Source organism: Exiguobacterium sp. S3, assembly GCF_018617295.1.
Classification (GTDB): Bacteria; Bacillota; Bacilli; order Exiguobacteriales; family Exiguobacteriaceae; genus Exiguobacterium; species Exiguobacterium profundum.
The window spans coordinates 426,010-450,210 of sequence record NZ_JACSJW010000001.1 but is presented as its reverse complement, the minus strand read 5'-3'; the positions used below and the strand labels follow the sequence as shown (position 1 = coordinate 450,210).

24 protein-coding genes are annotated in these 24,201 nt (G+C 47.5%); 22 read left to right on the top strand and 2 right to left on the bottom strand.

What is annotated here, in order from left to right:
* Positions 1-42 precede the first annotated feature (42 nt).
* Positions 43-1,197, top strand: a complete 1,155-nt coding sequence (gene hemW, locus KNO65_RS02415; protein ID WP_214781520.1) for a radical SAM family heme chaperone HemW — start codon at positions 43-45, stop codon at positions 1,195-1,197.
* Between the two features lie 42 nt (positions 1,198-1,239).
* Here hemW and KNO65_RS02410 read toward each other — a convergent pair whose 3' ends face one another.
* Positions 1,240-1,845 (bottom strand): DUF1054 domain-containing protein, encoded by a 606-nt coding sequence (locus KNO65_RS02410; protein WP_214781518.1) that lies wholly within the window; start codon positions 1,843-1,845, stop codon positions 1,240-1,242.
* 199 nt (positions 1,846-2,044) lie between these two features.
* Here KNO65_RS02410 and hrcA point away from each other — a divergent pair, with 199 nt between their 5' ends.
* The 6 genes from hrcA (at position 2,045) to KNO65_RS02380 (ending at position 8,455) form a co-directional block, all read left to right on the top strand.
* Positions 2,045-3,067 (top strand): heat-inducible transcriptional repressor HrcA, encoded by a 1,023-nt coding sequence (hrcA, locus tag KNO65_RS02405; protein WP_214781516.1) that lies wholly within the window; start codon positions 2,045-2,047, stop codon positions 3,065-3,067.
* Between the two features lie 17 nt (positions 3,068-3,084).
* Positions 3,085-3,672, top strand: coding sequence for a nucleotide exchange factor GrpE (gene grpE / locus KNO65_RS02400; protein WP_074036578.1), 588 nt, complete (start codon positions 3,085-3,087; stop codon positions 3,670-3,672).
* 29 nt (positions 3,673-3,701) lie between these two features.
* On the top strand, positions 3,702-5,528 hold the full coding sequence (dnaK, locus tag KNO65_RS02395) for a molecular chaperone DnaK (protein ID WP_159562505.1): 1,827 nt from the start codon (positions 3,702-3,704) through the stop codon (positions 5,526-5,528).
* A 110-nt stretch (positions 5,529-5,638) separates the two neighbouring features.
* A complete protein-coding gene (gene dnaJ, locus KNO65_RS02390) occupies positions 5,639-6,745 on the top strand; it encodes a molecular chaperone DnaJ (RefSeq protein ID WP_012726665.1) in 1,107 nt (368 codons plus the stop codon).
* 18 nt (positions 6,746-6,763) lie between these two features.
* Complete coding sequence (gene prmA / locus KNO65_RS02385) at positions 6,764-7,702, top strand: 50S ribosomal protein L11 methyltransferase (protein WP_078147163.1); 939 nt, start codon at positions 6,764-6,766, stop codon at positions 7,700-7,702.
* A 3-nt stretch (positions 7,703-7,705) separates the two neighbouring features.
* Complete coding sequence (locus KNO65_RS02380; protein WP_214781514.1) at positions 7,706-8,455, top strand: 16S rRNA (uracil(1498)-N(3))-methyltransferase; 750 nt, start codon at positions 7,706-7,708, stop codon at positions 8,453-8,455.
* 47 nt (positions 8,456-8,502) lie between these two features.
* Here KNO65_RS02380 and KNO65_RS02375 read toward each other — a convergent pair whose 3' ends face one another.
* Positions 8,503-12,159 carry a S8 family serine peptidase gene (locus KNO65_RS02375; protein ID WP_214781511.1) on the bottom strand — a complete coding sequence of 1,219 codons (3,657 nt, stop codon included), beginning with the start codon at positions 12,157-12,159 and terminating at the stop codon, positions 8,503-8,505.
* Between the two features lie 308 nt (positions 12,160-12,467).
* On the opposite strand from KNO65_RS02375, the gene KNO65_RS02370 reads away from it, so the two are divergent.
* From KNO65_RS02370 to KNO65_RS02300, 15 genes are all read left to right on the top strand, one after another.
* Positions 12,468-13,091, top strand: coding sequence for a class I SAM-dependent methyltransferase (locus KNO65_RS02370; protein ID WP_214781509.1), 624 nt, complete (start codon positions 12,468-12,470; stop codon positions 13,089-13,091).
* Between the two features lie 16 nt (positions 13,092-13,107).
* Positions 13,108-13,575: an S-ribosylhomocysteine lyase gene (locus KNO65_RS02365; RefSeq protein ID WP_012726660.1), complete on the top strand. Its 468-nt coding sequence runs from the start codon at positions 13,108-13,110 to the stop codon at positions 13,573-13,575.
* Position 13,576: 1 nt separating this feature from the next.
* The gene (locus tag KNO65_RS02360) at positions 13,577-14,515 is read left to right on the top strand and encodes a PLP-dependent cysteine synthase family protein (protein ID WP_078147159.1); all 939 of its coding nucleotides are present in this window, start codon (positions 13,577-13,579) and stop codon (positions 14,513-14,515) included.
* Complete coding sequence (locus KNO65_RS02355; RefSeq protein WP_074036592.1) at positions 14,481-15,638, top strand: bifunctional cystathionine gamma-lyase/homocysteine desulfhydrase; 1,158 nt, start codon at positions 14,481-14,483, stop codon at positions 15,636-15,638. Before KNO65_RS02360 ends, KNO65_RS02355 begins: the two co-directional genes overlap by 35 nt.
* 107 nt (positions 15,639-15,745) lie before the next feature.
* Positions 15,746-16,624 (top strand): EamA family transporter RarD, encoded by an 879-nt coding sequence (gene rarD / locus KNO65_RS02350; protein ID WP_074036593.1) that lies wholly within the window; start codon positions 15,746-15,748, stop codon positions 16,622-16,624.
* 79 nt (positions 16,625-16,703) lie between these two features.
* On the top strand, positions 16,704-17,369 hold the full coding sequence (deoC, locus tag KNO65_RS02345) for a deoxyribose-phosphate aldolase (RefSeq protein WP_012726656.1): 666 nt from the start codon (positions 16,704-16,706) through the stop codon (positions 17,367-17,369).
* 74 nt (positions 17,370-17,443) lie between these two features.
* Positions 17,444-17,638, top strand: a complete 195-nt coding sequence (gene rpsU / locus KNO65_RS02340) for a 30S ribosomal protein S21 (protein WP_029334745.1) — start codon at positions 17,444-17,446, stop codon at positions 17,636-17,638.
* A 33-nt stretch (positions 17,639-17,671) separates the two neighbouring features.
* A complete protein-coding gene (locus tag KNO65_RS02335; protein WP_214781507.1) occupies positions 17,672-18,121 on the top strand; it encodes a GatB/YqeY domain-containing protein in 450 nt (149 codons plus the stop codon).
* Between the two features lie 134 nt (positions 18,122-18,255).
* The gene (locus tag KNO65_RS02330) at positions 18,256-18,768 is read left to right on the top strand and encodes an NfeD family protein (RefSeq protein WP_031423231.1); all 513 of its coding nucleotides are present in this window, start codon (positions 18,256-18,258) and stop codon (positions 18,766-18,768) included.
* On the top strand, positions 18,765-19,751 hold the full coding sequence (gene floA, locus KNO65_RS02325) for a flotillin-like protein FloA (RefSeq protein ID WP_012726653.1): 987 nt from the start codon (positions 18,765-18,767) through the stop codon (positions 19,749-19,751). The genes KNO65_RS02330 and floA overlap by 4 nt, the downstream gene beginning before the upstream one ends.
* Positions 19,752-19,756: 5 nt before the next feature.
* Positions 19,757-20,176: a hypothetical protein gene (locus KNO65_RS02320; RefSeq protein ID WP_214781505.1), complete on the top strand. Its 420-nt coding sequence runs from the start codon at positions 19,757-19,759 to the stop codon at positions 20,174-20,176.
* 120 nt (positions 20,177-20,296) lie between these two features.
* On the top strand, positions 20,297-21,268 hold the full coding sequence (locus KNO65_RS02315) for a PhoH family protein (RefSeq protein ID WP_074036604.1): 972 nt from the start codon (positions 20,297-20,299) through the stop codon (positions 21,266-21,268).
* 44 nt (positions 21,269-21,312) lie between these two features.
* Positions 21,313-23,400: an HD family phosphohydrolase gene (locus tag KNO65_RS02310; RefSeq protein WP_214781503.1), complete on the top strand. Its 2,088-nt coding sequence runs from the start codon at positions 21,313-21,315 to the stop codon at positions 23,398-23,400.
* Positions 23,378-23,854: an rRNA maturation RNase YbeY gene (gene ybeY, locus KNO65_RS02305; RefSeq protein WP_074036606.1), complete on the top strand. Its 477-nt coding sequence runs from the start codon at positions 23,378-23,380 to the stop codon at positions 23,852-23,854. Before KNO65_RS02310 ends, ybeY begins: the two co-directional genes overlap by 23 nt.
* The gene (locus tag KNO65_RS02300) at positions 23,851-24,198 is read left to right on the top strand and encodes a diacylglycerol kinase family protein (RefSeq protein ID WP_074036607.1); all 348 of its coding nucleotides are present in this window, start codon (positions 23,851-23,853) and stop codon (positions 24,196-24,198) included. Before ybeY ends, KNO65_RS02300 begins: the two co-directional genes overlap by 4 nt.
* Positions 24,199-24,201: the final 3 nt, after the last annotated feature.

Genomic DNA, 24,201 nt, shown 5'->3' with positions numbered 1-24,201 from the left:
AAAAGCGTTATAAATGGAATGAGAAGAAAGGGGTGGCCGAAATTGGCTAAAGCCGTATATCTTCACATTCCATTTTGTGAACATATTTGTTATTACTGTGATTTCAACAAGGTGTTTTTAAAAAATCAGCCTGTTGATGATTATTTAGATGCATTAGAACGAGAGATGGTATTGACGCTCGAGGCGTTTCCGACAGAGCGGATTGATACCATCTTTATCGGAGGCGGGACACCGACCGCGCTCAATGAGGAGCAGATGGCGCGCCTGATGGATATGGTCCGCCAACACCTTCTGCCACTCGCGTCAGATGACCTCGAATATTCTGTCGAAGCGAACCCGAACTTTGTGAGTGCGGAAAAGCTTGATACGATGAAAGCAGGTGGCGTCAACCGGCTCAGTTTCGGTGTCCAGACGTTTGATGATGGTGGACTGGAGCGCATCGGCCGTACGCATCGAGCGGATGATGTGTTCGAGACGGTAAGTGAAGCGGCAAAACGCTTTGACAATATCTCGATTGACCTGATGTTTGGTCTTCCGGAACAAACACTTGAACAAATTGACCGTGATTTAGAACTAGCGCTTAAATTACCGATTCAACATGTATCCTCTTATTCGTTGATTCTCGAACCGCATACCGTCTTTGCGATTCAAGATCGAAAAGGGAAGCTCCGTTTACCGGGAGAAGATGTCGAAGTCGAAATGTACTTGAAAGTGATGGAGACGCTTGAACGCCATGGTCTCCAACAATATGAAATCTCCAACTATGGCTTGCCTGGTCGGGAGAGCCGTCACAATCAAGTGTACTGGCGCAATGAAGAGTACTATGGATTCGGAGCCGGTGCGCATAGTTATTTAAACGGGACACGTCGCGCCAATATCGCTCCGATTCCTCACTATATTAAAGCAGAAGGCATCCCTGTGAAACGGGTGACCGAGCTGGAAGAAGTGGAAAAAATGGAAGAAGAGCTCTTCCTCGGCCTGCGTATGCGTTCCGGGGTCTCGCTTCAGACGTTTGAACAGAAGTATGGAGTGTCGCTCGATGATGTGTTCGGTCACGTCATCGAAGAGTTAGTGAAGAAGTCACTGATTGAACGAACGGGTACACATATCCGTCTAACGGCATCCGGTTTGCCACTCGCCAATGAAGCATTTGCAGCCTTTATTGGAGAAGCAAAACTTGAACATGCTGATTCATAAAAAAATGGACAAGTCCTTCGTGAGGATTTGTCCATTTTTTTATTATAAGACGAGATCTCGATAGAGCGGTGTAAGGCGACCGAACGTGTCTTCGACTAATGCAAGGAACGCGTCTTCGTTTTGAAGAATCGATGCATCGGCAGGAAGTTGACGACCAATCAAGAAATCAGCCTTTTTAACAGTGCCGAATCGTTCAAGTAGTGATTGAATGTCTTCGTTTGACGTATCCTCAACAAGAAACGCTTCTTTTTTCATATGGTCGCCCGCGATATGGAAATCAGAGAATGTTGATTTCAAATCGATTTGTTGCAGGTGTTTCGCGATGGCGTCTTTGTTCGGCATCTCATAGATGAACGCAAGCCAAATGAAGACACGATCGTCGAAGAGCCCAACTTGTAAGTGTGGATGTTTTTTGTACCCGCGTTTGTCGTGACAGATCGCCATCCACGTATCTTTAGGTGGGTTCACTGTCCGACGAGCGTGCTTCGCCACATGTAAATAAAGAGGGATACCGACATCAGCCTCAAGCCCTGGCCCGACTTCGTCATAAATCCGATGGAAGAGCGGTTGAATATCCGAACGGATGCCAGACATTCGCTCGTCGAGTCCTTCTTGTTTAAATACATTAAATTGTTTTGTTGTAAACATGTAATCACCTCACGTTCTATCATAACGAAATGAGTTTTTATTTTCATTTCATAGGTTTGCCAACTTGAAAAAAGGTGAAAAAATCCGAGTGTATGAATTGACAAATAGTGAGAACGTGATAATATTTGAAGTGTGATTAGCACTCGTTAAATATGAGTGCTAATAAAGCGGGGTAACTTTTTCAGAGAGGAGTGATGTTGTGCTGACAAATCGACAATTGCTCATTCTTCGAGCCATCATTGATGATTACATCCAGACGGCTCAGCCGGTCGGTTCGCGGACGTTGTCGAAACGGGACGATTTGACGTTTAGTTCAGCAACGATTCGGAATGATATGGCCGATTTGGAAGACATGGGGCTGATTGAAAAACCGCATACTTCTGCAGGTCGTATCCCGTCAGAGGTCGGCTATCGATATTATGTGGACCATCTCGTCGAGAAACAAATTATCGACGAACGGGAGACCGGTCGACTAGAAGAACGGTTAAAACAATCTTCAAAAGAGTCTGAAATCCTGATTCGACAAGCTGCAGATCTCCTTTCTGATTTGACCAATTATACGACGGTCGCCCTCGGTCCAAATAGCCAAATGGAAACGTTGGCCCGTGTGGACTTTATGCCATTAGACGAGCGGCGTGGTGTTGTTCTCATCGTCACGGATCAAGGTCATGTCGAGCATCGTACTGTCATGTTTGAATCGCGTGTCGCTCCAAACGTCATCGAGGAAACGATTCGACTACTGAACGACCGCCTTGTCGGAACGCCAATCGGACAATTGAAAATCCGTATCGGCGAAGAAGTTGCCAAATTGCAACTTGCTCAGCGACAGCAGTACGAGAACATGATGCAACTGATTCAATCAACGGTCGGAATACAGACGCCATCCTCACTCTATTTGGGTGGCAAGAAGAAAATCTTCAACCAACCCGAGTTTCAGACGCTCGACACGTTACGTCCATTCCTAGAATGGATTGATGAGCAAGAACGATTGACACACTGGCTCGAATCGTTGCCAAATCGCGAGATTTATGTGAGCATTGGGAGCGAGAACGGAATTGTCGCCCTTCAAAATTGTAGTGTCATCACCTCGGATTATACACTAGACGGAAAAACATTCGGTACAATCGCTATGATTGGTCCAACGCGTATGAATTACCGTCATGGTGTCCAAATGATGGGACAAATTATCGAAGCGTTGCGACGAACGAAACTAGATGAGTGACGGAAAGGAGTTTTACTATGACAGCAGATCACCAAAACGGGCATGAACAAGATGACGTGCTTGAAGAAAAATCTGTAGACTCGACACAAACAGAAGAGAATGAGTCGACTGAATCAAATGAAGATGAGGTTTTAAATGCTGAGATTGTGGAAGAAAGTTCTGAGGGGACGGACTTACAAAAAGAAATCGAAGCATTGAAAGCGAGCGAGCTTCGGATTCGTGCCGACTTTGACAACTTCCGTCGTCGGACGAACGAAGAGAACGCCAAACGCGTCAAGTTTGCTTCACAGTCTGTCATTGAAAAATTGATTCCGCTTATTGACAACTTTGAGCGTGCACTTCAAGTAAACGCAACTTCGGAGGATGCGAAGCAGATTCAATCAGGAGTCGATATGATTCATCGTCAACTGCTTGACGTATTAAATGCTGAGCAAGTCGAAGTGATTGAAGCAGTCGGACAGCCGTTCGACCCGAATTTCCATCAAGCAGTCATGCAAGAACCGAGCGATGAGTTCGAGTCAGGTATCGTGACGATGGAGCTTCAAAAAGGATATACGATGCACGGTCGAGTCATTCGCCCGAGCATGGTAAAAGTTGCAGAATAATACTACTTAACGAGACGGAGGAATAAACGATGGGTAAAATTATCGGTATTGACTTAGGGACAACAAACTCATGTGTGGCAGTAATGGAAGGTGGCGAAGCAGTCGTCATCTCGAACGCAGAAGGTAACCGTACGACTCCTTCGGTTGTTGCATTCAAAGGAGAAGAGCGTCAAGTAGGTGAGGTCGCGAAACGTCAGGCCATCACGAACCCGAATACGATCCAATCAATTAAACGTCACATGGGAACGTCACATACAGTCGACGTAGACGGCAAGAAATTCACACCACAAGAAATCTCGGCAATCATTTTGCAAAAGTTGAAAAAAGATGCTGAAGACTACCTCGGTGAAACAGTCACGGAAGCCGTCATCACAGTTCCTGCATACTTCAACGACGCGGAGCGTCAAGCGACAAAAGATGCTGGTAAGATTGCTGGTCTTGATGTCAAGCGAATCATCAACGAGCCAACAGCTGCGGCACTCGCTTACGGTCTTGATAAAGGCGAAGACCACACGATTTTGATCTATGACCTCGGTGGTGGTACGTTTGACGTTTCCATCCTTGAGCTTGGTGACGGTGTATTCGAAGTTGTCGCTACAGCTGGTGACAACCGTCTCGGTGGAGATGACTTCGACCAAAAAGTCATCGACTACCTCGTTGCAGAGTTCAAAAAAGAGAACGGCATCGACCTCGGCAAAGACAAGATGGCACTTCAACGTTTGAAAGATGCTGCTGAAAAAGCGAAGAAAGACCTTTCAGGTGTCACAAGCGCACATATCAGCCTTCCGTTCATCACAGCAGGTGAAGCAGGGCCACTCCACTTGGAGATGACACTCACACGTGCGAAATTTGAAGAATTGACGGCTGACCTTGTCGAACGCACAATGGAACCGACGCGCCGTGCCTTGAAAGACGCAGGACTCACACCATCTGACCTCGACAAGATCATTCTCGTTGGTGGTTCGACACGTATCCCTGCTGTTCAAAAAGCAATCCACGACTTCACGAAGAAAGAGCCGTTCAAAGGGGTAAACCCGGATGAAGTCGTTGCACTTGGTGCAGCAATTCAAGGTGGAGTTCTTGCTGGAGACGTGAAAGACGTCGTTCTTCTCGATGTGACTCCACTCTCACTTGGAATCGAGACAATGGGTGGCGTGATGACGAAACTCATCGATCGCAACACGACAATCCCAACATCGAAATCACAAGTGTTCTCGACTGCAGCCGATAACCAGCCTGCTGTTGACATCCACGTTCTTCAAGGGGAACGTCCGATGGCACCAGACAACAAGACACTTGGTCGCTTCCAATTGACGGATATTCCACCAGCACCACGTGGTGTGCCACAAATCGAAGTTAAATTCGATATCGATGCAAACGGAATCGTTCACGTATCGGCGAAAGACCTCGGTACGAACAAAGAACAATCGATCACAATCCAATCATCTTCAGGTATCGATGAAGCTGAAATCGAGCGTATGGTGAAAGAAGCCGAAGCGAACGCAGAAGCAGATAACAAACGTAAAGAAGAAGCAGAACTTCGCAACGAAACAGACCAACTCGTCTTCGCGACAGACAAGGCGATCAAAGATCTTGGTGAGCAAGTAGAAGAGGCGGACAAAGAAAAAGCAGAAGCTGCGAAAGAAAAAGCGAAAACTGCTCTCGAAGGTTCAGACCTTGAGGCGATCCGTACAGCCAAAGACGAATTGTCAGCTGTCGTTCAAGAGTTGACGCAAAAAGTATATGCTAAAATGGCTGAACAGCAAGGTGCTGAAGGCGCAGAACCACAAGCGGAAGCGAAACAAGACGATAATGTCGTGGACGCAGAGTTTGAGGATCTCGACGACCGTAAATAAACAGCCGTTGTAAAGGAGAGCGCCAAAGCAGGTTTCTGCTTTGGCTCTTTCCGTGTTAAGGTAGAATCGGTAAAATCGATACGTAGTTAGTGAGGATAGGAGCGAGAATAGTGGCGAAACGAGATTATTATGAAGTGCTCGGGCTCGACAAGTCGGCCTCAGCACAAGACATCAAGCGGGCATATCGAAAATTAGCCCGTCAATATCACCCGGACATCAACCAAGAAGCAGATGCTGCCGACAAGTTCAAAGAGATTGGTGAAGCGTATGAAGTACTCTCAGACGAACAGAAACGGGCCCAGTATGACCGATTCGGTTTCGAAGGGGCCAATCAGTTCGGAGGAGGCGGTGACTTCCAAGGCGGCTTCGGAGATATCTTTGACATGTTTTTTGGAGGTGGTGGGCGCCGTCAAGATCCGAATGCACCACGTCGCGGTGAAGACTACCAGTACGTCGTCGATCTCGACTTTATGGAAAGTGTCACAGGTAAAACAGAGACGATTGAACTCGAAATCGAAGTAGAATGTGACACGTGTATGGGAAGTGGAGCAAAACCGGGCACGAAACCGGAAACGTGTAATCGATGTGGCGGTAGCGGCGTCGAAACGGTCGAACAGAACACGATTCTCGGTCGTATGGTCAATCAGCGTCCATGTAGCCAGTGTCACGGAAGTGGTAAGACGATTAAAGAAAAATGTCCGACGTGCCATGGCTCAGGTCATGTGAAGAAGAAACAAACCGTCGAGGTCAAAATCCCAGCCGGTATCGATAACGGTCAACAGATTCGTCTCTCTGGTAAAGGTGGTCCAGGCGTGAACGGTGGTCCAGCAGGAGACTTATACGTCGTCGTTCGTGTCAGAGCACATGAGATTTTTGAACGTGTCGACCAACACATCGCAATGGATATGCCAATTACATTCGCCCAGGCTGCTCTCGGTGCGGAAATCGAAGTACCAACAGTTCACGGGAATGTGAGCTTGAAAGTACCTGCAGGGACACAAACCGGTTCGAAATTCCGTTTACGCGGTAAAGGAATGCCGAGTGTTCGTGGTGGTGCAAATGGTGACCAGTATGTCAGTGTCATCGTGATGACGCCGAAAAACATGACAGACCGTCAAAAAGAGTTACTGCGTGAATTTGAAGAAATTAGCGGAGAGTCCGGTGTCGAAGAGGAACATGGCATGTTCCAAAAAATGAAAAAGTTCTTTAGTCACTAAAAGGAGTGTGTACGAACGATGAAATGGTCTGAAATTTGTGTCCACACGACACAACTTGCGGTAGAAGCAGTATCCAATTTACTACACGAAGTGGGGGCACAAGGTGTCGTCATCGAGGACGTGGAAGATTTCGACAGAATGATGGCGGAGGACCATTTCGGAGAAATTTGGGACGTTTCGGATCGTGAAACGTATCCAACTTCTGGCGTACACGTCAAAGCGTATGTCCCGGCCTCAGGTGATTTTCAAGATTTACTTTCGAATCTTAAAAAAGAAATCGAACGACTTCGCACGATGCTCGACATCGGATCTGGAGACGTCACGGTCGCTGAAATCGATGAAGAGGACTGGGCACACTCTTGGAAGCAGTATTATAAGCCGGTAAAGATTTCGCAACAACTAACCATCGTTCCTTTATGGGAAGAGTACACCCCGCAGCCGGAAGAGAATGTGATTTTGCTTGACCCGGGTATGGCGTTTGGCACAGGAACGCATCCGACGACAATGCTCTGCATTCAAGCGATTGAGAACTACATCCAGGAAGGTGACCGTGTCATTGATGTCGGTACAGGATCGGGTGTATTGTCGATTGCAGCAGCAAAACTTGGTGCAACGAAGGTAAAGGCACTAGACTTAGACTCGGTCGCAGTCGAAGCTGCTCGTCAAAACGTTGAGACGAACGGAGTGGGCGAACTCGTTCAAGTGGACACAGGTGATCTTCTGAAAGGTGTGGAAGGCGAGTACGATTTAGTCGTAGCGAACATTCTTGCTGACGTCATTCTCCTTTTCATCGAAGACGCCTATGCACGTACGAAGTCAGGTGGGCGCTTCATCACCTCTGGAATTATCGGAGAGAAGCGGGCTGAAGTGACGAATGCTTTGGTCGCTGCTGGATTTGAGATTGAAGAGACGCGCGTGATGGAAGACTGGGTCGCGATTATCGCCAAGAAGGGGTAAGTTATGCAACGTTATTTTTTGACAAAAGAAGCCTTTAAAGGCGAAGCGGTGATCCTTCCTTCAGACGTGGTCCACCACATCGGTACAGTCTTACGACAAGGTCCTGGATATGAGATGGTCCTGTTGGATGGTACAGGTGTTGAGTATGCCTGTGTCGTGACATCGCTTGAGAAGAAGAGCGGGGAAGCGAAAGTCACGTCATCGCGACAGGCGACGACTGAGTTGCCAATCGAGGTGACTTTGGCGTATGCACTCCCGAAAGGGGACAAAGTCGAGCTCGTCGCCCAAAAAGCGACGGAGCTTGGCGTTCACCATCTGTTGTTGTTCGAATCAGCGCGCTCTGTCGCCAAATGGGATGGGAAAAAAGCTCCGAAAAAAGTGGAGCGGATTCAAAAGATTATGCAAGAAGCGGCTGAACAATCCTATCGTGCCGTAGTACCGACGTGTTCCTACATCTCTCCGAAAGAGCTTCATCAGAAAATGGAGGGCTATGATGCCGTCATCATCGCGTATGAAGAGTCGGCAAAAGAAGGGGAACAGTCTGCTTTCGCACAACTGTTGACTCAACTGAAACCGAAACAACGCTTTCTCGTCATCACGGGACCTGAAGGTGGATTCGATATGAATGAAATCAATCAATGGACTCAGGCTGGAGCGACTGCATGTGCATTTGGACCACGCATTCTTCGGTCTGAAACGGCGCCGCTTTATGCATTATCTGCGATTTCTTTCGCGCTTGAACTCAACAAATGACATGAAAAACGGATGACCTGATTGAGGTCATCCGTTTTTTGTATCGCTTATTTTTTGTTAATTGTAATTACTTTTTTCGTGACGTTCCCGGCAAGGTCGGTCACTTCGAACGTGAAGGTATTCTTTCCTTTCGCTGTCACTGGAAGTGTGATTGTTCCCGTGCGTGAGAATGCACGCATCGCGTATGGTTCTTTCAACGTATAGTTCCATTTCAAGTCCCCGTTGACCCGAAGCTTGATTTCGTCGAAGTTATCCTTTACTTGAACTTTCACGTTTACAGACTTCTGTTTAGCCGATACGTTCTTCGGTACGTTTGTCACCGACAATGTTGCTTTCGTTGAGTCGACAAAGATTGGGCGGACGAAGTTCGTCACGTTCCCAGCAGTGTCTTCTGCGACAAAGCGGACTTTGTGGAAACCATCCTTATATGTGCGTGTCGTATTGAACGTATATTGTTTCGCTGACACGTCATATTTGAGTGGTACGTCGACCCCGTCTACCGTGAACGATGCGATTTCAGAGGCATCCTTGATTTGACCGATCAATGGAACGATGGATGTACCGTAAGGAGACAAGGCGAGTGGTGCATCGACAAAGATACCAGGTTTGGCCGCATCATTTTCTGTTGAAACATTTCGAGTGATCACGTTCCCGGCATTGTCTGACACACGAACTGAAAGCTGATCTGTAGTCTCGAGCGGCTGTTCAAGTGTGAAGTTCGCTGAAGCTTTCGCTTCTTTTGCCACGACTTTCCCGTTGATGAGGAATTCGATACCGTTGATTCCAGCAAAGTCATCCGACGCTTTGACGCTTGCTACGTTGTCGTCCCAACGAAGCGTGAAGCGTGGGTCTGTGTAATCTACTTTGACAGGGATGCGCATCGTTTGAGCTTGTTTCTTCATGTAATCGATGCTTGCTTCGATTTCATAGTAATATGTGCCTTTTGGCGCCATCTTCCCATTCAATTTTCCGTCCCAAGCGTTATCCGCTGCGTAATAGTAATAATCACCACTTCCACCATCGAAGTAGTTCTTTCTCAATTCGTCTTCCATCTTGAGGGTGCGAAGGACGTTCCCTTTCTCATCTACGACGCGATATTTGATGTCTTTCGCATTGCGTAATAGCGAGAAGACTGGAGTAGCCGTATCTTTCGACCCGTCTCCATCCGGTGAAATGGCAACCGCTTCGCTAGCCACAGATTCATCTAGTTTTTCACCTAAGTAGTTTCCTTCTGCATCCACCAATCCAGAGACGCCATAGAATGCGCCTTCTCCATAGATTGTCTCGTCAAAGATCGGCGCTTTGCCCCAATCCCCTTCAAATCCGACGATTGGAACGACGAGAGATGGATGACCATCTGTACCGCGCGGATCAGTCAAACGAAGGAATCCGTCGACGAAATAGCCGTTCTCAAAGACAGATTTAGCGGATACAGTGCCTTCCAATGTTTCAGGATTCAACACTTTTGCTTTCGAGACATCGATTGAAACGTTAATTTCCTTCTTCTGTTTTGCTTTCAACGTGACTTTACTTGTGTTTGATCCGTTAATTTTAATGATCGCTTGTTGAAGTGCTTGCGCTTCCATCGCATTTTGAACGATTCCGTCTTTGTTTTTGACAGCGAGATCCGTTTGCAACGATGCGGCTACATCATAAGTTAACGATTCAGTCGACGTGTTCTCGACGACGATCGTGAACGATGCTTTGCTCTTCGACAACTCTTTTAAAGCGACTTTTGCTTCTTTTGTCGACTTCTCATATGCGACAGCAGGAGAGGTGACGGCTGCATGCAATTGCATGAGACCTGCTCCGGCCCGACGTGGTGAGTATGGGAGTGATTGTTTCAATTCTTGGTTATACGGTCCGATATCTGTGACAGGCTTCGACGTGTTGAGTAACAAGTTTTTCGCCATCGTGACACGTGCTTTTCCACTCAATTTGAAGTCACGGTCCACACGCTCAAGGACGAGGGCCGCCCCTCCGGCAACGTGTGGTGCTGCCATCGATGTTCCGCTCATCAACCCATATTGGTTATCGTTGAACGTAGAGAAAATTTGGCCACCTGGAGCAGAAAGCTCTGGCTTGAAGTCAAGGTTCGGTGTGACGCCCCACGATGTGAAATCAGACATCGCACCGGCTGAACGGTTATTGACACTGATGCGGTCACCGGCAAACGTCACTTGAAGCGGACCGTCTGCTAACTTGTCTTTCAGTTCATTCCCGTCCTGGATGCTGAGTGAAGCCATCGGAATTTGAGGTTGATCGAGAGCCATCGAGACATAATCGCCGTGCCCGACCGCACCACGTACGATGACACCTGCTGCGCCTTGCGCTTCAGCTGTTTTTTGGATCTGCGAGTAGAAGTAACCGCCGTCGCGAACAGCAAGGACGAGTTTTCCTTTTACGTCCTTTCCTTCATAATTCTCCGGTTGTCCGTCTCCGACATATACGATGTCGTATGTTCCTTCTTTGAAGGCAGGGCCGTCTTGTTTCTTCCATCCAATCTTCTCATCACCGACTCGGAATGCATCCAATTGAATTTGATCGTTCTCAAGAGAGGCGACCGATGTAGACGCTTGACTGACACTCGGTGCCCCAACGACGCCCGTATCTGGGTTTGAAGCAGTCGGCAAGTCAAATCCGTGACCGAAGTATGCGTAGTTCCCAGCAGAAATCGACATAAAGATGCCATTGTCGACAGCACGTTGAACGGCTTGTTGCTCTGGAGAATCGGCATCGACGAAACCGGCTGTTGATCCGAGGCTCATGTTGATGACGTCAGCACCGAGTTTAATGGCATCATCAATTGCTTTGATGTAGATATCTCCATATGTAGACGCATAGTTCGGGTCGTTACTGAATACTTTCAATCCCAAAATTTGTGCTTCCGGTGCGACACCTTTGATCCCACCGTTTTCTAAGTCACCGTTTGCGGCAACTGTACCGGAAACGTGCTGTCCGTGCATGGAAGCGCCAGGTGAATCATCTTTGATGTCATTGTTCTCATCGTAGTAGTTATATGCGTATGGAACTTTCTCGTTGACGTATTCGCCTGGGAGACCGAACGATGTGATGGCTTGATTGACTTCAGATTGAGTCAACTCTGCCGTTTTGGCGTCTGTGATCTTATAATCCCGGTGCTCAGGGTCGATTCCAGAATCGATGACGGCGACGACAGTACCTTCTCCGGCAAACCCGTAATCTCCCCACGTTTGTTCGGCTTGAACCATGCCATTACTCGTGATCATATCCGGTTTGACTTCTGGGCGCTCATACTCGTTGACAATGTGAACGGTCGCCACTTCAGGTAATGCTTCGACTTTGGCGATTTCACTTGTAGACAAGAATGTAGAGAAGCCATTAAAGACGGTCGTGAATTCTTCAATCGGTGTAGCCGTTACGCCTTGTTTCTTCAAGGCGGACTTGGCACGTTTTTGTTCTGATTGAACAGATTGTTGTGCCTTATTCTGCTCTGATTTCGACAATTCATTAAATTTCTTTCCTTTTTGAGCGGCTTCGGCAATGGCAGGATCCCCGACGAGCTCAACGACGACCCGAACTTTTTTCTGTTTCTTCTCTAGAACCAGTTTCGGTTTAACGGAAGCTTCAGCTGAAACAGAGGTTGTTCCAGCTTGAATCAGTGCAGGTGACAAGGCGATACATGTGGCGAGTGAAGCGTTTAAATAGATTTTTTTTCGTGACAACGTATAGACCCCCTAAAATTTGTTAGTACCTGTAAAATTTAAAGCATAAACTCACATTGAGAACTATCATATCGCTAATCAGATGAAAAAGAGTGGGTTTATTTGTAAAACAGGTAAGTGTTTTTGCACAAATTTTAATGTTCTGACAATTACTAAAGACCTAACACATAAGACCTATATCCAACTGGATGTGATGTGAGAATCTAGCGAATGACTTGAAATGAATAAAAAAACCTGTTAATGTAACGTTAAAGTTAAATACCAATAAAACATATCAAATTAGTAAGAATTAAGATTGGGGTAGCGATATGAACTTACCATTCATGGATATCTTTAAGGATTGGGCAAAGGATTATGATACGACGGTCGAGGGGCATGATGAGCAATATCACGAAGTGTTCATCGGATATGAGCAAATGCTCGATGAGGTTGCCCTCCACGTCGAAGGAACGGTGCTTGAGTTTGGTGTCGGAACAGGGAACTTGAGTAGCCGGATCTTGAAAGGGCATCCGTTGATTGCGATTGAACCGTCGCCGGAAATGCGAAAAATTGCTATTGAAAAATTGGGGATTGATGTGCTCGAAGGCGATTTCCTCCGTTATCCGGATTTATCAAACGTGGATACGGTCGTATCGTCGTATGCTTTTCATCACTTGACAGATTCTGAAAAGGCCACAGCCATCGGTCAATATGTCGAAGACTGGGGACATCCAAAGTTCGTGTTGCTAGATACGATGTTTGAGTCACCAGCAGCTCGTCAGGACATCATCGATTGGGCGACTGCGAAAGGGTACTCAGACCTCGTCGAAGACTTAAATCGTGAATACTATCCTTATACGTCAACGATTCGTTCCATGTTAGAAGCGAACGGATACAATGTGACGATGACGCAGAAAAACAAGTTTGTCTGGCTCGTAATAGCCACTAAATAACGAGGAGGAATTACTCATGAAAACATATAATGTTGAAAGTTTTAACTTGGATCATACGAAAGTACAGGCGCCTTTTGTCCGTTTAGCTGGTGTGAAAGAGGGAACAGCAGACACGATTTATAAATACGATATTCGTTTCATTCAACCGAACGAAGGACTCATGCCGATGCGCGCGGTTCATTCACTTGAGCATTTGATTGCCGAGAACAGTCGCAATCATTCTGAAGACATCGTCGATATCTCGCCGATGGGTTGCCAGACAGGCTTCTATTGGACGATGCTCAATGATGGGAACTACGAACGAATGCTTGACCTCGTGGAAGCGACGCTGCGTGATGCGATGAACGCTGAGGAACTACCGGCGCAAAACCCTGTTCAATGTGGGAATGCGAATCATCATGATTTCGAAGGTGCCAAAAAATTAGCGGCAGACATGCTCGCAAAACGAGATGAATGGCATATCGTCTTCAAGGACGAGGCATAAGATGATTGTCCGTGACGTCTATGAACTCATCGGAGACACACCGCTCATTGAACTTCAAACGCTTCCTGTACCAGCGAATGTAAAAGTGTACGGGAAGCTCGAGATGATGAATCCAGGTGGGAGTGTTAAAGACCGACTCGGGATGAATTTGATTGAACGGGCGATCGAGCGTGGCGATGTGGCACCCGGTGGAACGGTGATCGAACCGACAGCAGGCAATACGGGGATCGGGCTTGCGCTCGCTTGCCAACGATTCGGGATTCGCCTCATGACGGTCACTCCTGAAAAATTCAGTCAAGAGAAGCAGGCATTGATGCGACTGCTCGGAGCAACAGTCGTCAACACGCCGACGGAACTCGGCATGAAGGGCGCAATCGCACATGCCATTGAGTTGGCTAAAGAACATGACGCCTATGTCCCAGAACAGTTCTCGAACCCGGATAACCCGGATGCTTACGTCGACATCCTTTCCCATGAGTTGTTGAAAGATGTGCCACAAATTGACGTATTTGTAGCGGGAGCGGGGTCAGGTGGAACATTCACCGGTGTCGCCAAATCATTAAAGCCACTTGGAACGAAAACTGTCGTCGTGGAGCCGGTCGGTTCCATTTTGAATGGCGGTGAACCAGGACCACATAAAACAGAAGGAATCGGCGTCGAAAAATGGCCACCCTTTTTGGAGAGGGCTTACGTCGATGCGATTCATACCATTACAGATGAGGAAGCCTTCTACTACGTGGCACATTTAGCGAAACAGGAAGGTTTGCTCATCGGTAGTTCTTCAGGGGCTGCCATTGCAGCATGTGTAAAAGAAGCGAATCAATTAACGGAAGGCACGATTGTCACCATCTTGCCTGATAGTGCAGAACGATATTTAAGTCAAGGAATTGTCAAGGAGGCAGAACATGCGTACAAAGACAGCACTCATTCACGGCGGTAAAACGACGGACCCGTTGACAGGGGCCGTCACGCCACCGATTTATCAAACGAGCACGTATAAGCAAGACGGGATTGGTAACTTGCGGGAAGGGTACGAATACTCACGTTCAGCAAACCCGACACGGACGGCATTAGAGACATTGATTGCCGACATCGAAGGCGGTGTGCAAGGATTTGCATTCGGATCTGGGATGGCAGCCATCTCGACGGTGCTTATGTTATTGAAATCTGGAGACCACGTCATCGTCGGGTCTGATGTATATGGAGGAACGTACCGTGTATTCAATCGAGTATTTCAGTCACGAGGCTTGGAAGCAACTTTTGTCGATACATCCGATGAAGCAGCGGTTCGGGATGCGCTTCAAGCGAACACGAAAATGATTTATGTCGAGACCCCGACAAATCCTCTCTTGAACGTGACGGACATTCGGGCGATGCGTACGATTGCCGATGAAGCAGATGTGTTACTCGTCGTGGACAATACGTTTATGACCCCTTACTTCCAAAATCCGATTGATCTTGGTGCAGACTACGTCCTTCACAGTGCCACAAAGTACTTAGGCGGACATAGTGACGTCGTAGCGGGACTTGTTGTCGCGCGAACGGAAGAGCAGGGCGAAGCTTTGGCGTTTCTTCAAAACTCTGTTGGCGCAGTCCTTGGACCACAAGATAGCTTCCTTGTTGTACGGGGAATCAAGACGTTGGCTGTTCGGATGGAAGAGATTGAATCGAATGCACGAGCATTGGTTGAATTCCTTCAGTCGAACGAGTCTGTATCACGCGTGCTCCATCCAAGTGTATCCAGTGAGGAAGCGAAGCGGATTCATTTATCGCAGGCACGTGGATTCGGTGGGATGATCGCATTTGATGTCGGTTCAGCGGAAGCGGCAGAAATGATGGTAGCGAAGACGAAATACTTCACGCTCGCAGAAAGTTTAGGAGCGGTTGAGAGTTTGATTAGTGTTCCGGCACGCATGACACATGCCTCGATTCCAGCCGAACGCAGAGCGGAACTTGGCATCACCGATGGGCTCGTCCGTATTTCGGTCGGACTTGAGGACATTGATGACTTGATCGAAGACTTGGCACAAGCATTAACAGCAATTGAACAAGTGAAACAATAAACGGTCAGGGCGCGATTTCGCGCCTTTTTTTCATGAAACAAAAGTCTTGTATCGGGAGTCTTTCATCGACTAAACTGTCTTTAACTTGTAAGAGAGCGGGTGAACGTGTGAATAAGGGAGTATGGACGACAATCGGGGCGTACGTCATGTGGGGCGTCCTTCCGATTTATTGGAAATTTTTGCAAGAAGTACCGAGCGGTCAAATTTTAGCACATCGAATCGTTTGGTCATTTTTATTTATTCTGCTCGTTCTGAGATGGACAAATCAGTGGAAAGAGTTCGGTTACGCACTTCGACATCCGGCTACACGAAACGCATTCATGTTGAACGGATTCATCGTCAGTGCCAACTGGTTTGTATACATATGGGCTGTCAATCACGGATATATCATTGAAGCTTCTCTCGGGTACTACATCAATCCTCTCGTCAGTATGGTGTTAGGGGTGCTCGTCTTTCGGGAATCATTAAATCGAGTCCAATGGATGGCCGTTGGGATTGCATCAATTGGCGTCCTCGTTTTGACGTTAGGATACGGCACGTTCCCATGGATTTCATTCGTCTTGGCGAGTACGTTCGGATTCTATGGAATGGTGAAGAAACGACGTCCTCTTGCTTCTACGGTCAGCCTAGGAATTGAAACGCTGGCGGTGGTCCCGGTGGCATTGCTCTTCCTAGGAAATCAAGTTGTCACCGACAATATTGCGTATAACATGTCGCCTGTCATTTGGATCGCCCTTCTTGGAACGGGCGTGGTCACGGCGTTACCTCTTCTCCTGTTTGGGTACGGTGCACAACATATCCCGTTCACGCTTGTCGGGTTTCTTCAATTTATCGCACCGACACTTAGCTTGATTATCGGGGTCGTCATGTACCATGAACCGTTCACGGCATACCATGTCTTTGCCTTCACCTGCATTTGGCTCGCTATTTTCTTCTTTAGTTGGAACAGTTGGGTCGTCGCTCGTAAACGTCGTCAGTTGATTTAGATTTGAAAGCTGTTACATCTCATCAAAACATGGTAATATGTTAGATGTCAGACTTATTTGTCAGAGGAGGAAATGAATCATGGAATTAGCCCGTTATATCGACCACACAGCTTTAAAGGCTGAAACAACAAAAGATCAAATTACAACACTTTGTGCAGAAGCGCTCGAATACAAATTCGCAAGCGTTTGTGTCAACCCGACATGGGTCAAATATGCAGCAGAACAACTCAAGTCAGATGATGATGTCAAAGTATGTACAGTCATCGGTTTCCCACTTGGTGCAAACACACCTGAGGTAAAAGCATTTGAAACAAAAGATGCGATTGCCAATGGAGCAGATGAAGTAGACATGGTCATCAACATCGCAGCACTCAAAGATGCTGACTACGATCTCGTAGAACGTGACATCCGTGCGGTTGTCGAAGCGGCAAACGGTACACTCGTCAAAGTCATCTTCGAAACATGCATGCTTACAAAAGAAGAAATCAAAAAAGCTGCCGAACTTTCAGTGAAAGCTGGAGCAGACTTCGTCAAAACATCGACTGGTTTCTCGACTGGTGGCGCGACAGTTGAAGACATTCGCCTCATGCGTGAGACGGTCGGACCTGACATCGGCGTAAAAGCTTCAGGTGGCGTCCGTGACTTCGAAGGTGCGAAAGCGATGATCGATGCTGGTGCGACACGTATCGGTGCTTCAGCAGGTATCGCGATTGTCACTGGTGGACGTTCAGACAGCGACTATTAATAAGTGGTTGACCACACGACTTAATTTCACTATAATATGATATGACGTGTGAAACACGTTTCCTTAGTCGTGTAATTCGGAGGGAGGGAAAACTAGTGGAAACTCGTGTCCGTAAAAACGAATCGCTTGAAGACGCTCTTCGTCGTTTCAAACGCGGTGTTTCGAAAGATGGCACACTTGCCGAAGTTCGTAAACGTCGTCACTACGAAAAGCCAAGCGTAAAACGTAAATTGAAATCAGAAGCTGCGCGTAAGCGTAAGAAATTCTGATTCCAGTTTCATTTGTAGAGAGGGTGTTGGCTCATGAGTCTTCAAGAACGCTTGACGGACGACATGAAGCAAGCCATGCGCGCGAAACAAAAGGATCGTCTTACGACAATCCGGATGGTCAAAGCGTCGCTCCAAAATGAGGCTATCAAACTAGGTCGTCAAGATCTTACCGAGGAAGAGGAACTCACGGTGCTCAACCGAGAGATGAAACAGCGCAGAGACTCCCTCCGAGAATTCGAAAGCGCTGGTCGTGAAGACCTTGCTTCCAAAGTAGCAGAAGAAATTGTCGTCCTAGAAGCCTATATGCCTGAACAACTTTCAGAAGATGAAGTGACCGCCATCGTCCAAGCAGCAATTGCTCAAACGAATGCAACCGCTCCATCAGATATGGGTAAGGTGATGGGCGTCGTCATGCCGCAAGTCAAAGGCAAGGCAGACGGTGGTCTTGTGAACCGAATCGTCAAACAGCAATTGACGAATTGATGAAAAAAGCAGTTACTTTTCGGGAAACCGAAAGTTTCTGCTTTTTTTTGCGTATTCTGAAACCACATTCAATCTTGTTTCGTATACACTAGAGATAGGAGATAGCTTTGAATTTGGAAGGGGGTAGCAAGACGATGACATTTGGTCTCGGAGTGATTCTGACAGTCTTTTTTGTCGGAGTCGTCCTTCTTGGAATTGAAGTGTTCGTAGCAGGGTTTGGATTGTTCGGTTTGCTTGGGATCGGAGCCGTCGTTGCGAGTTTGATTATGGCTGGTGCGACGATCGGTCAACTGTGGCTATCGATTGGTCTCGCGGCAGCGGTGCTAACAGGTCTCGGCTTTTGGGCATACCGCCGCTTGAGTACGAATCGTCCGCTCATTTATAAAGGGTTGATTTTGACGGATTCGACATCGACTGAAAAAGGCTACTTGTCCCACGAAGATCGAAAACAACTTCTCGGCAAAGTGGGAGTCACCTTGACACCACTTCGCCCAGCAGGTACTGCCGAAATCGACGGAGAACGACTTGATGTCGTGACGGAAGGTGGCTATCTCGATCAGCAGACAAAAATTCAGGTTTATAAAGTGGATTCTGGACGGATCGTCGTTCGAAGCTTTGTAGAACCGAAGGAGGATGTAACAGAATGACACCAGAATTACTGACAACGTTACTCATTACAGGTGGAGGATTGATTGCACTTGCCGTATTCTTCACGTTCGTACCAGTCGGACTATGGATCAGTTCGTTTGCAGCGGGCGTCCACGTCTCGATCTTCACATTGATTGGAATGCGCCTTCGTCGCGTTATTCCTTCGAAAATCGTGAACCCGTTGATTAAAGCGGTTAAAGCAGGAATTGAATTAAACACGAACCAACTTGAGAGTCACTTCTTGGCTGGTGGTAACGTAGACCGCGTTGTGAACGCATTGATTGCGGCGCACCGTGCGAATATTGAATTGTCATTCGAACGGGCTGCTGCCATCGATTTGGCAGGACGTAACGTCCTCGAGGCTGTACAGATGTCAGTTAACCCGAAAGTCATTGAAACGCCATTTATTGCGGGTGTCGCGATGGATGGGATTGAAGTGAAGGCGAAAGCACGCATTACCGTACGTGCGAATATCGATCGTCTCGTCGGTGGTGCGGGGGAAGAAACGATTATCGCCCGTGTCGGTGAAGGGGTCGTGTCGACAATCGGTTCACAAAACAACCACAAGCACGTACTAGAGAATCCGGATATGATTTCACGGACTGTCCTCACAAAAGGTTTGGATTCAGGAACAGCGTTTGAGATTCTTTCGATCGATATTGCCGACATCGATATCGGTAAGAACATCGGCGCGGTCTTGCAGACGGACCAAGCAGAAGCAGATAAGAAAATCGCTCAAGCGAAGGCGGAAGAACGTCGCGCGATGGCGATTGCGCGCGAACAAGAAATGAAATCTTCAGTAGAAGAAATGCGTGCGAAAGTTGTCGGTGCCGAAGCGGAAGTCCCACTCGCGATGGCAGAAGCGTTACGAAACGGAAAGCTTGGTGTCATGGATTACGTGAACTACTTGAACGTTCAAGCGGATACAGAAATGCGAAAAGCGATTGGGGCACCTGTCGATTCTGAATCAGATAATGAGTGATTGATATGGATGGACTATGGGTACTCTTGTTAGCCGCCTTCGGAATTGCCTCGGCAGTGATGAAAAGGCTCGAAAAATCATCGTCCTCTGGAGACCGTCCTCAAAGCAGTGAACTGAAACGCTATTTGGATTCGGTAGGGGACGTCATGAAAGAGATTGAAACGGCATTCGATGACTCGGACGAAAAACCGGCACCACAAAAGGTGAGGCGTCGAGTCGCTCGAACGGTAGAAGAACGACCGGCTCCACGTGAACGTCAAGTCGAGATGCCGAAAGTGAGCGCGCAATTCGAACAAGCGGTTAAAATTCCACCGATTCAAAAGGAAAAGAAACCGAGACAACTGAACGTTTCACAAAAGCGAATGCGGGAAGCTGTCATTTGGAGTGAGGTATTACAACCTCCTATCTCGAAACGGAAGAAGTGAACGGAAGGCAGTGACGTCATGTTACTGCCTTTTGCGCGTGGAAATTACGCGGTCTTTCTTTCACGATAGGCGTGATAGTGCTAAAGTAAAAGAGGAATAACCGATTTTAATGAGGGGGCAATGCATCCATTGATTATGACTGATAAAATACCATTCGTCATGGAACATGCGAACGAAGCACAAGCTTTACTCGGACCGAAAGATGAAGTGTTCCAGGCGATTGAAACAGAATTGAAAGTGGCACTCATCCCAAGGGGTGAGGAGTTGATTATTCAAGCCGATACACTTGAGGCTCTTGAATTAACGAAACAAGTGATTATCACCTTGCAGACGTTAGTGAAAAAAGGTGCACGTCTAAATGAAAGTGATGCCATTAGCGTCATCCAGCACATTCAAGTCGGAAAGGGAGATGAACTGCTCGAACATTATGAACGAGTTGTTTTTACGACGAATAAGGGGAAACCGATTCGTGCCAAGACAGTAGGTCAAAGCCGGTATGTTCGTGCGATTGAACGACGTGATCTCGTCTTTGGTATCGGACCAGCCGGAACAGGAAAGACGTACCTAGCTGTCGTACTTGCGGCGCGTGCCTTAAAAGAAGGGCAAGTCAAACGGATCATCTTGACGCGTCCTGCCGTTGAAGCGGGAGAGAACCTTGGATTTTTACCGGGAGATTTAAAAGAGAAAGTGGACCCATATCTCCGCCCATTATACGACGCCCTATTTGATGTGTATGGCGTGGAACAGACGAACCGTTTGTTAGAACGGGGCACGATTGAAGTGGCTCCGCTCGCTTATATGCGTGGACGCACGTTAGAAGATGCGTTCGTCATCTTGGATGAGGCCCAGAATACAACAAAAGAACAGATGAAGATGTTTTTGACGCGACTCGGTTTTGGATCGAAAATGGTGGTCACAGGGGATTTGACCCAAGTCGATTTACCGAAAGGCAAGGCATCGGGGTTACAGGAAGCGTTACGCCTGTTAGAAGGCGTGGATGGTATTCATTTTGAACACTTCAGTGCGTCTGACGTCGTCCGTCATCCGCTCGTTAAGAAAATCATCAACGCCTATAGTACGGACCTCACTTAAATGTACGTGTGAGGTCACCAGATCGTGAAAAGGGGGGGGCACGAATGCAGCAAGCTAAAAACTGGACAGTCGCGACCATCTCGTTGATTTTCTTTCTCTTATTAGGCGCCATTCTATACTTTACCGTGCGCCCATCCATCATCAGTGTGGAACCGCTTGGGATTGCCGAACAGGATATTCGGTCTCCGATCACGGTTGAGGATCGTGTTGCGACCGAACGATTGAAACAAGAAGTGACAAATGGTGTCGGCAGTCAATTCTCCTTGAGAAAAGAATTTGCAGACCAACAAATCGCTAAAGTCGAGCAGTTGTTCGCAGCATTCGACCAAACGGATGAGGAGACTGAACTGGCGGATATTAAAAACCGTCTAAATTCTACAGAGGCGAACGGTGTATTAGCTGATGAAGAGTTGAATTCGTTGCTTGAAGCGAGTGAAGATACCCGACAAACGGTAGAAGATGTCACAGTCACTGCGTTACAACAAGTGATGGACGACCGGATTGAAACGAGTAATGAAGCGGTCGCTGCGGCTCGAGACCGAGCAGCAGCGATTATCGATCAATCGCCGCTCTCATTTGAGTTCCGCGCCATTTCGAAAACGTTAAGCGATGAACTCATCGTACCGAACTATGTATTTGACTCTGAGGCGACCCGTCAAAAAGAACAAGAAGCCGTCGATGCTGTCGATCCTGTCATCATTCAAGAAGGACAGTTACTCGTCAGTCAAGGTGAGGTGGTGACTCGAGAGATATATCGGAAATTAGAGCTATCTGGAGCCATCGATCCGAATCGTTCCCTTGCACCATTATTCGGGTCATTCTTGCTCAGCGCATTGTTGACCGGTGGGTTTCTATTCATGCTCATCCGCTCGAAAATCAAAGACCTGTTACTGAGTCCGAAAATCTTAGTGACGGTCTATGGCTTGCTACTTTTACAACTCGGCATCTTTTTTGGTGTCGGATATATCGGTGTCGATTTTACGACATATGCCTATATTTTAGCGCCGACAGCGTTCGTCGTATTGCTTCTACGCATCTTGATCGATGAACGAGTTGCGCTTGCCTCGGCCTTCATTACGATGATTGCCGGGAGTGTCGTTGTCACATTCGGACAGAGCACGAATTTCATGACGCTCGTGTATGTGGCGACGGGTAGTTTTCTAGCTGTCTTTTTAGTTGAACCGAAAATTCAGCGGAAGCGACTATTCTTATCAGGGGTGTTGCTCGGTTTCGTCAACATCATCATGGTCATCGCGTTACTCTTACTTCGGAACGTGCAAGTTTCCTGGGAAATGGCGATGTATCTTTCTGGATTTGCCGTCATTAGCGCCTTGCTCTCCATTGTCTTGACGTTTGGCTTCCTGCCATTTTTGGAACCGTGGTTTGGCGTCTTGTCTTCTGGTCGACTTGTGGAATTGATGAGTCCGACGCATCCGCTGCTGCGGAAACTTTTAATGGAGGCACCTGGTACGTATCATCATAGTATGATGGTGGCGAACTTGGCAGAGTCCGCATGTGAGGCGATTGGCGCAGATGGTCTTCTCGCACGTGTCGCAAGCTATTATCACGATCTTGGGAAGACGGAGCGTCCCCTTCATTTCATTGAAAATCAACAAGGTGGAGGGAATCCTCATGATCGCTTGACGCCTGAAGAATCGGCAGACATTATTATGGCTCATCCTTATGACGGAGCGGATCTGTTGCGACGTTATAAGTTACCGAAAGAAATCATCGATATAGCAGAGCAGCATCACGGAACGTCTTTATTGAAATATTTCTACGTTAAAGCGAAGGAAGATCCTGATAAAGAGGTGTTAGAGTCTCGTTTCCGCTACCCAGGTCCAAAGCCACAATCGCGCGAGGCTGCCGTTGTCATGATCGTCGATTCAATCGAAGCGGCTGTCCGTTCGCAGAAACAACCGACGCCAGAAAAAATCCGAATGCTCGTTCGAACAATCATTCGCGACAAGTTGGCGGATGGGCAGTTCGAAGAATGTGAATTGACGACGAAAGAAATTTGGCGCGTCGGAGAGAGTGCGTGTGAGACGCTGACCGGCTTGTTCCACGAACGAATCGAATACCCAGAATTAAAGAAAGAGGGAGAATTATATGCAAATCATCTCGAACGATGAACATGAATTGTTAACTACATCTCAAATCGAGCTCGTCGAGTCGATTTTACAACATGCCGCCCAACTAGAAGAGGTGGAAGAGCCGAGCGAATTGTCGGTCACGTATTTAACAAATGCGGAAATCCATGAAGTGAACCGAGAATGGCGAGGCAAAGATGCCCCGACCGATGTCATCAGTTTCGCATTTGATGAGATGGGGGATGACGAGATGGATTTCATGCTCGATGAAGATGAGCCACATCTTCTCGGTGACCTCGTCATCTCGGTAGAACGATGCCGAGAACAGGCAGCTGACTATGGTCATTCGTTTGAGCGGGAGCTCGGCTTTTTAGCAATTCATGGATTCCTCCATCTACTTGGGTATGATCATATGACACCTGAGGAAGAAGCGGAGATGACGGCAAGGCAAGAAGAAGTGCTCACTCATTTTGAGTTGAAGCGAGGCAACGTGTGAGACCTTTCCGTGTGGCATGTGAGGGAATCCTCCATGCCGTTCGTTCGGAACGGAACATGCGACTCCATCTCCTGTCGGCTTTTCTCGTATTCGTCTTTTCCATCTGGTTACAGCCGACAAGACTCGAGATCGTCATCTTGTTCGGGTGGGTGATTGCCGTTATTAGCATGGAAATGATGAATACGGCAATCGAACGAACGGTTAATCTCGTGACAGAAGACGTCCATCCACTCGCGAAGCAAGCGAAAGATGTTGCCGCAGGAGCTGTTTTAGTCGCTTCACTTGGTGCTGCCGTAACGGCGCTCATAATATTCGGTCCACGGCTATGGAACATGCTATACTAATAG

Excerpts from the sequence above, each read along its gene's own strand:
- KNO65_RS02410 (WP_214781518.1), bottom strand. The coding sequence starts at position 1,845 with ATGTTTACAACAAAACAATTTAATGTATTTAAACAAGAAGGACTCGAC.
- grpE (WP_074036578.1), top strand. The coding sequence starts at position 3,085 with ATGACAGCAGATCACCAAAACGGGCATGAACAAGATGACGTGCTTGAA.
- dnaK (WP_159562505.1), top strand. The coding sequence starts at position 3,702 with ATGGGTAAAATTATCGGTATTGACTTAGGGACAACAAACTCATGTGTG.
- prmA (WP_078147163.1), top strand. The coding sequence starts at position 6,764 with ATGAAATGGTCTGAAATTTGTGTCCACACGACACAACTTGCGGTAGAA.
- KNO65_RS02380 (WP_214781514.1), top strand. The coding sequence starts at position 7,706 with ATGCAACGTTATTTTTTGACAAAAGAAGCCTTTAAAGGCGAAGCGGTG.
- KNO65_RS02370 (WP_214781509.1), top strand. The coding sequence starts at position 12,468 with ATGAACTTACCATTCATGGATATCTTTAAGGATTGGGCAAAGGATTAT.
- KNO65_RS02365 (WP_012726660.1), top strand. The coding sequence starts at position 13,108 with ATGAAAACATATAATGTTGAAAGTTTTAACTTGGATCATACGAAAGTA.
- KNO65_RS02360 (WP_078147159.1), top strand. The coding sequence starts at position 13,577 with ATGATTGTCCGTGACGTCTATGAACTCATCGGAGACACACCGCTCATT.
- KNO65_RS02355 (WP_074036592.1), top strand. The coding sequence starts at position 14,481 with ATGCGTACAAAGACAGCACTCATTCACGGCGGTAAAACGACGGACCCG.
- deoC (WP_012726656.1), top strand. The coding sequence starts at position 16,704 with ATGGAATTAGCCCGTTATATCGACCACACAGCTTTAAAGGCTGAAACA.
- KNO65_RS02335 (WP_214781507.1), top strand. The coding sequence starts at position 17,672 with ATGAGTCTTCAAGAACGCTTGACGGACGACATGAAGCAAGCCATGCGC.
- KNO65_RS02330 (WP_031423231.1), top strand. The coding sequence starts at position 18,256 with ATGACATTTGGTCTCGGAGTGATTCTGACAGTCTTTTTTGTCGGAGTC.
- floA (WP_012726653.1), top strand. The coding sequence starts at position 18,765 with ATGACACCAGAATTACTGACAACGTTACTCATTACAGGTGGAGGATTG.
- KNO65_RS02320 (WP_214781505.1), top strand. The coding sequence starts at position 19,757 with ATGGATGGACTATGGGTACTCTTGTTAGCCGCCTTCGGAATTGCCTCG.
- KNO65_RS02315 (WP_074036604.1), top strand. The coding sequence starts at position 20,297 with ATGCATCCATTGATTATGACTGATAAAATACCATTCGTCATGGAACAT.
- KNO65_RS02310 (WP_214781503.1), top strand. The coding sequence starts at position 21,313 with ATGCAGCAAGCTAAAAACTGGACAGTCGCGACCATCTCGTTGATTTTC.
- ybeY (WP_074036606.1), top strand. The coding sequence starts at position 23,378 with ATGCAAATCATCTCGAACGATGAACATGAATTGTTAACTACATCTCAA.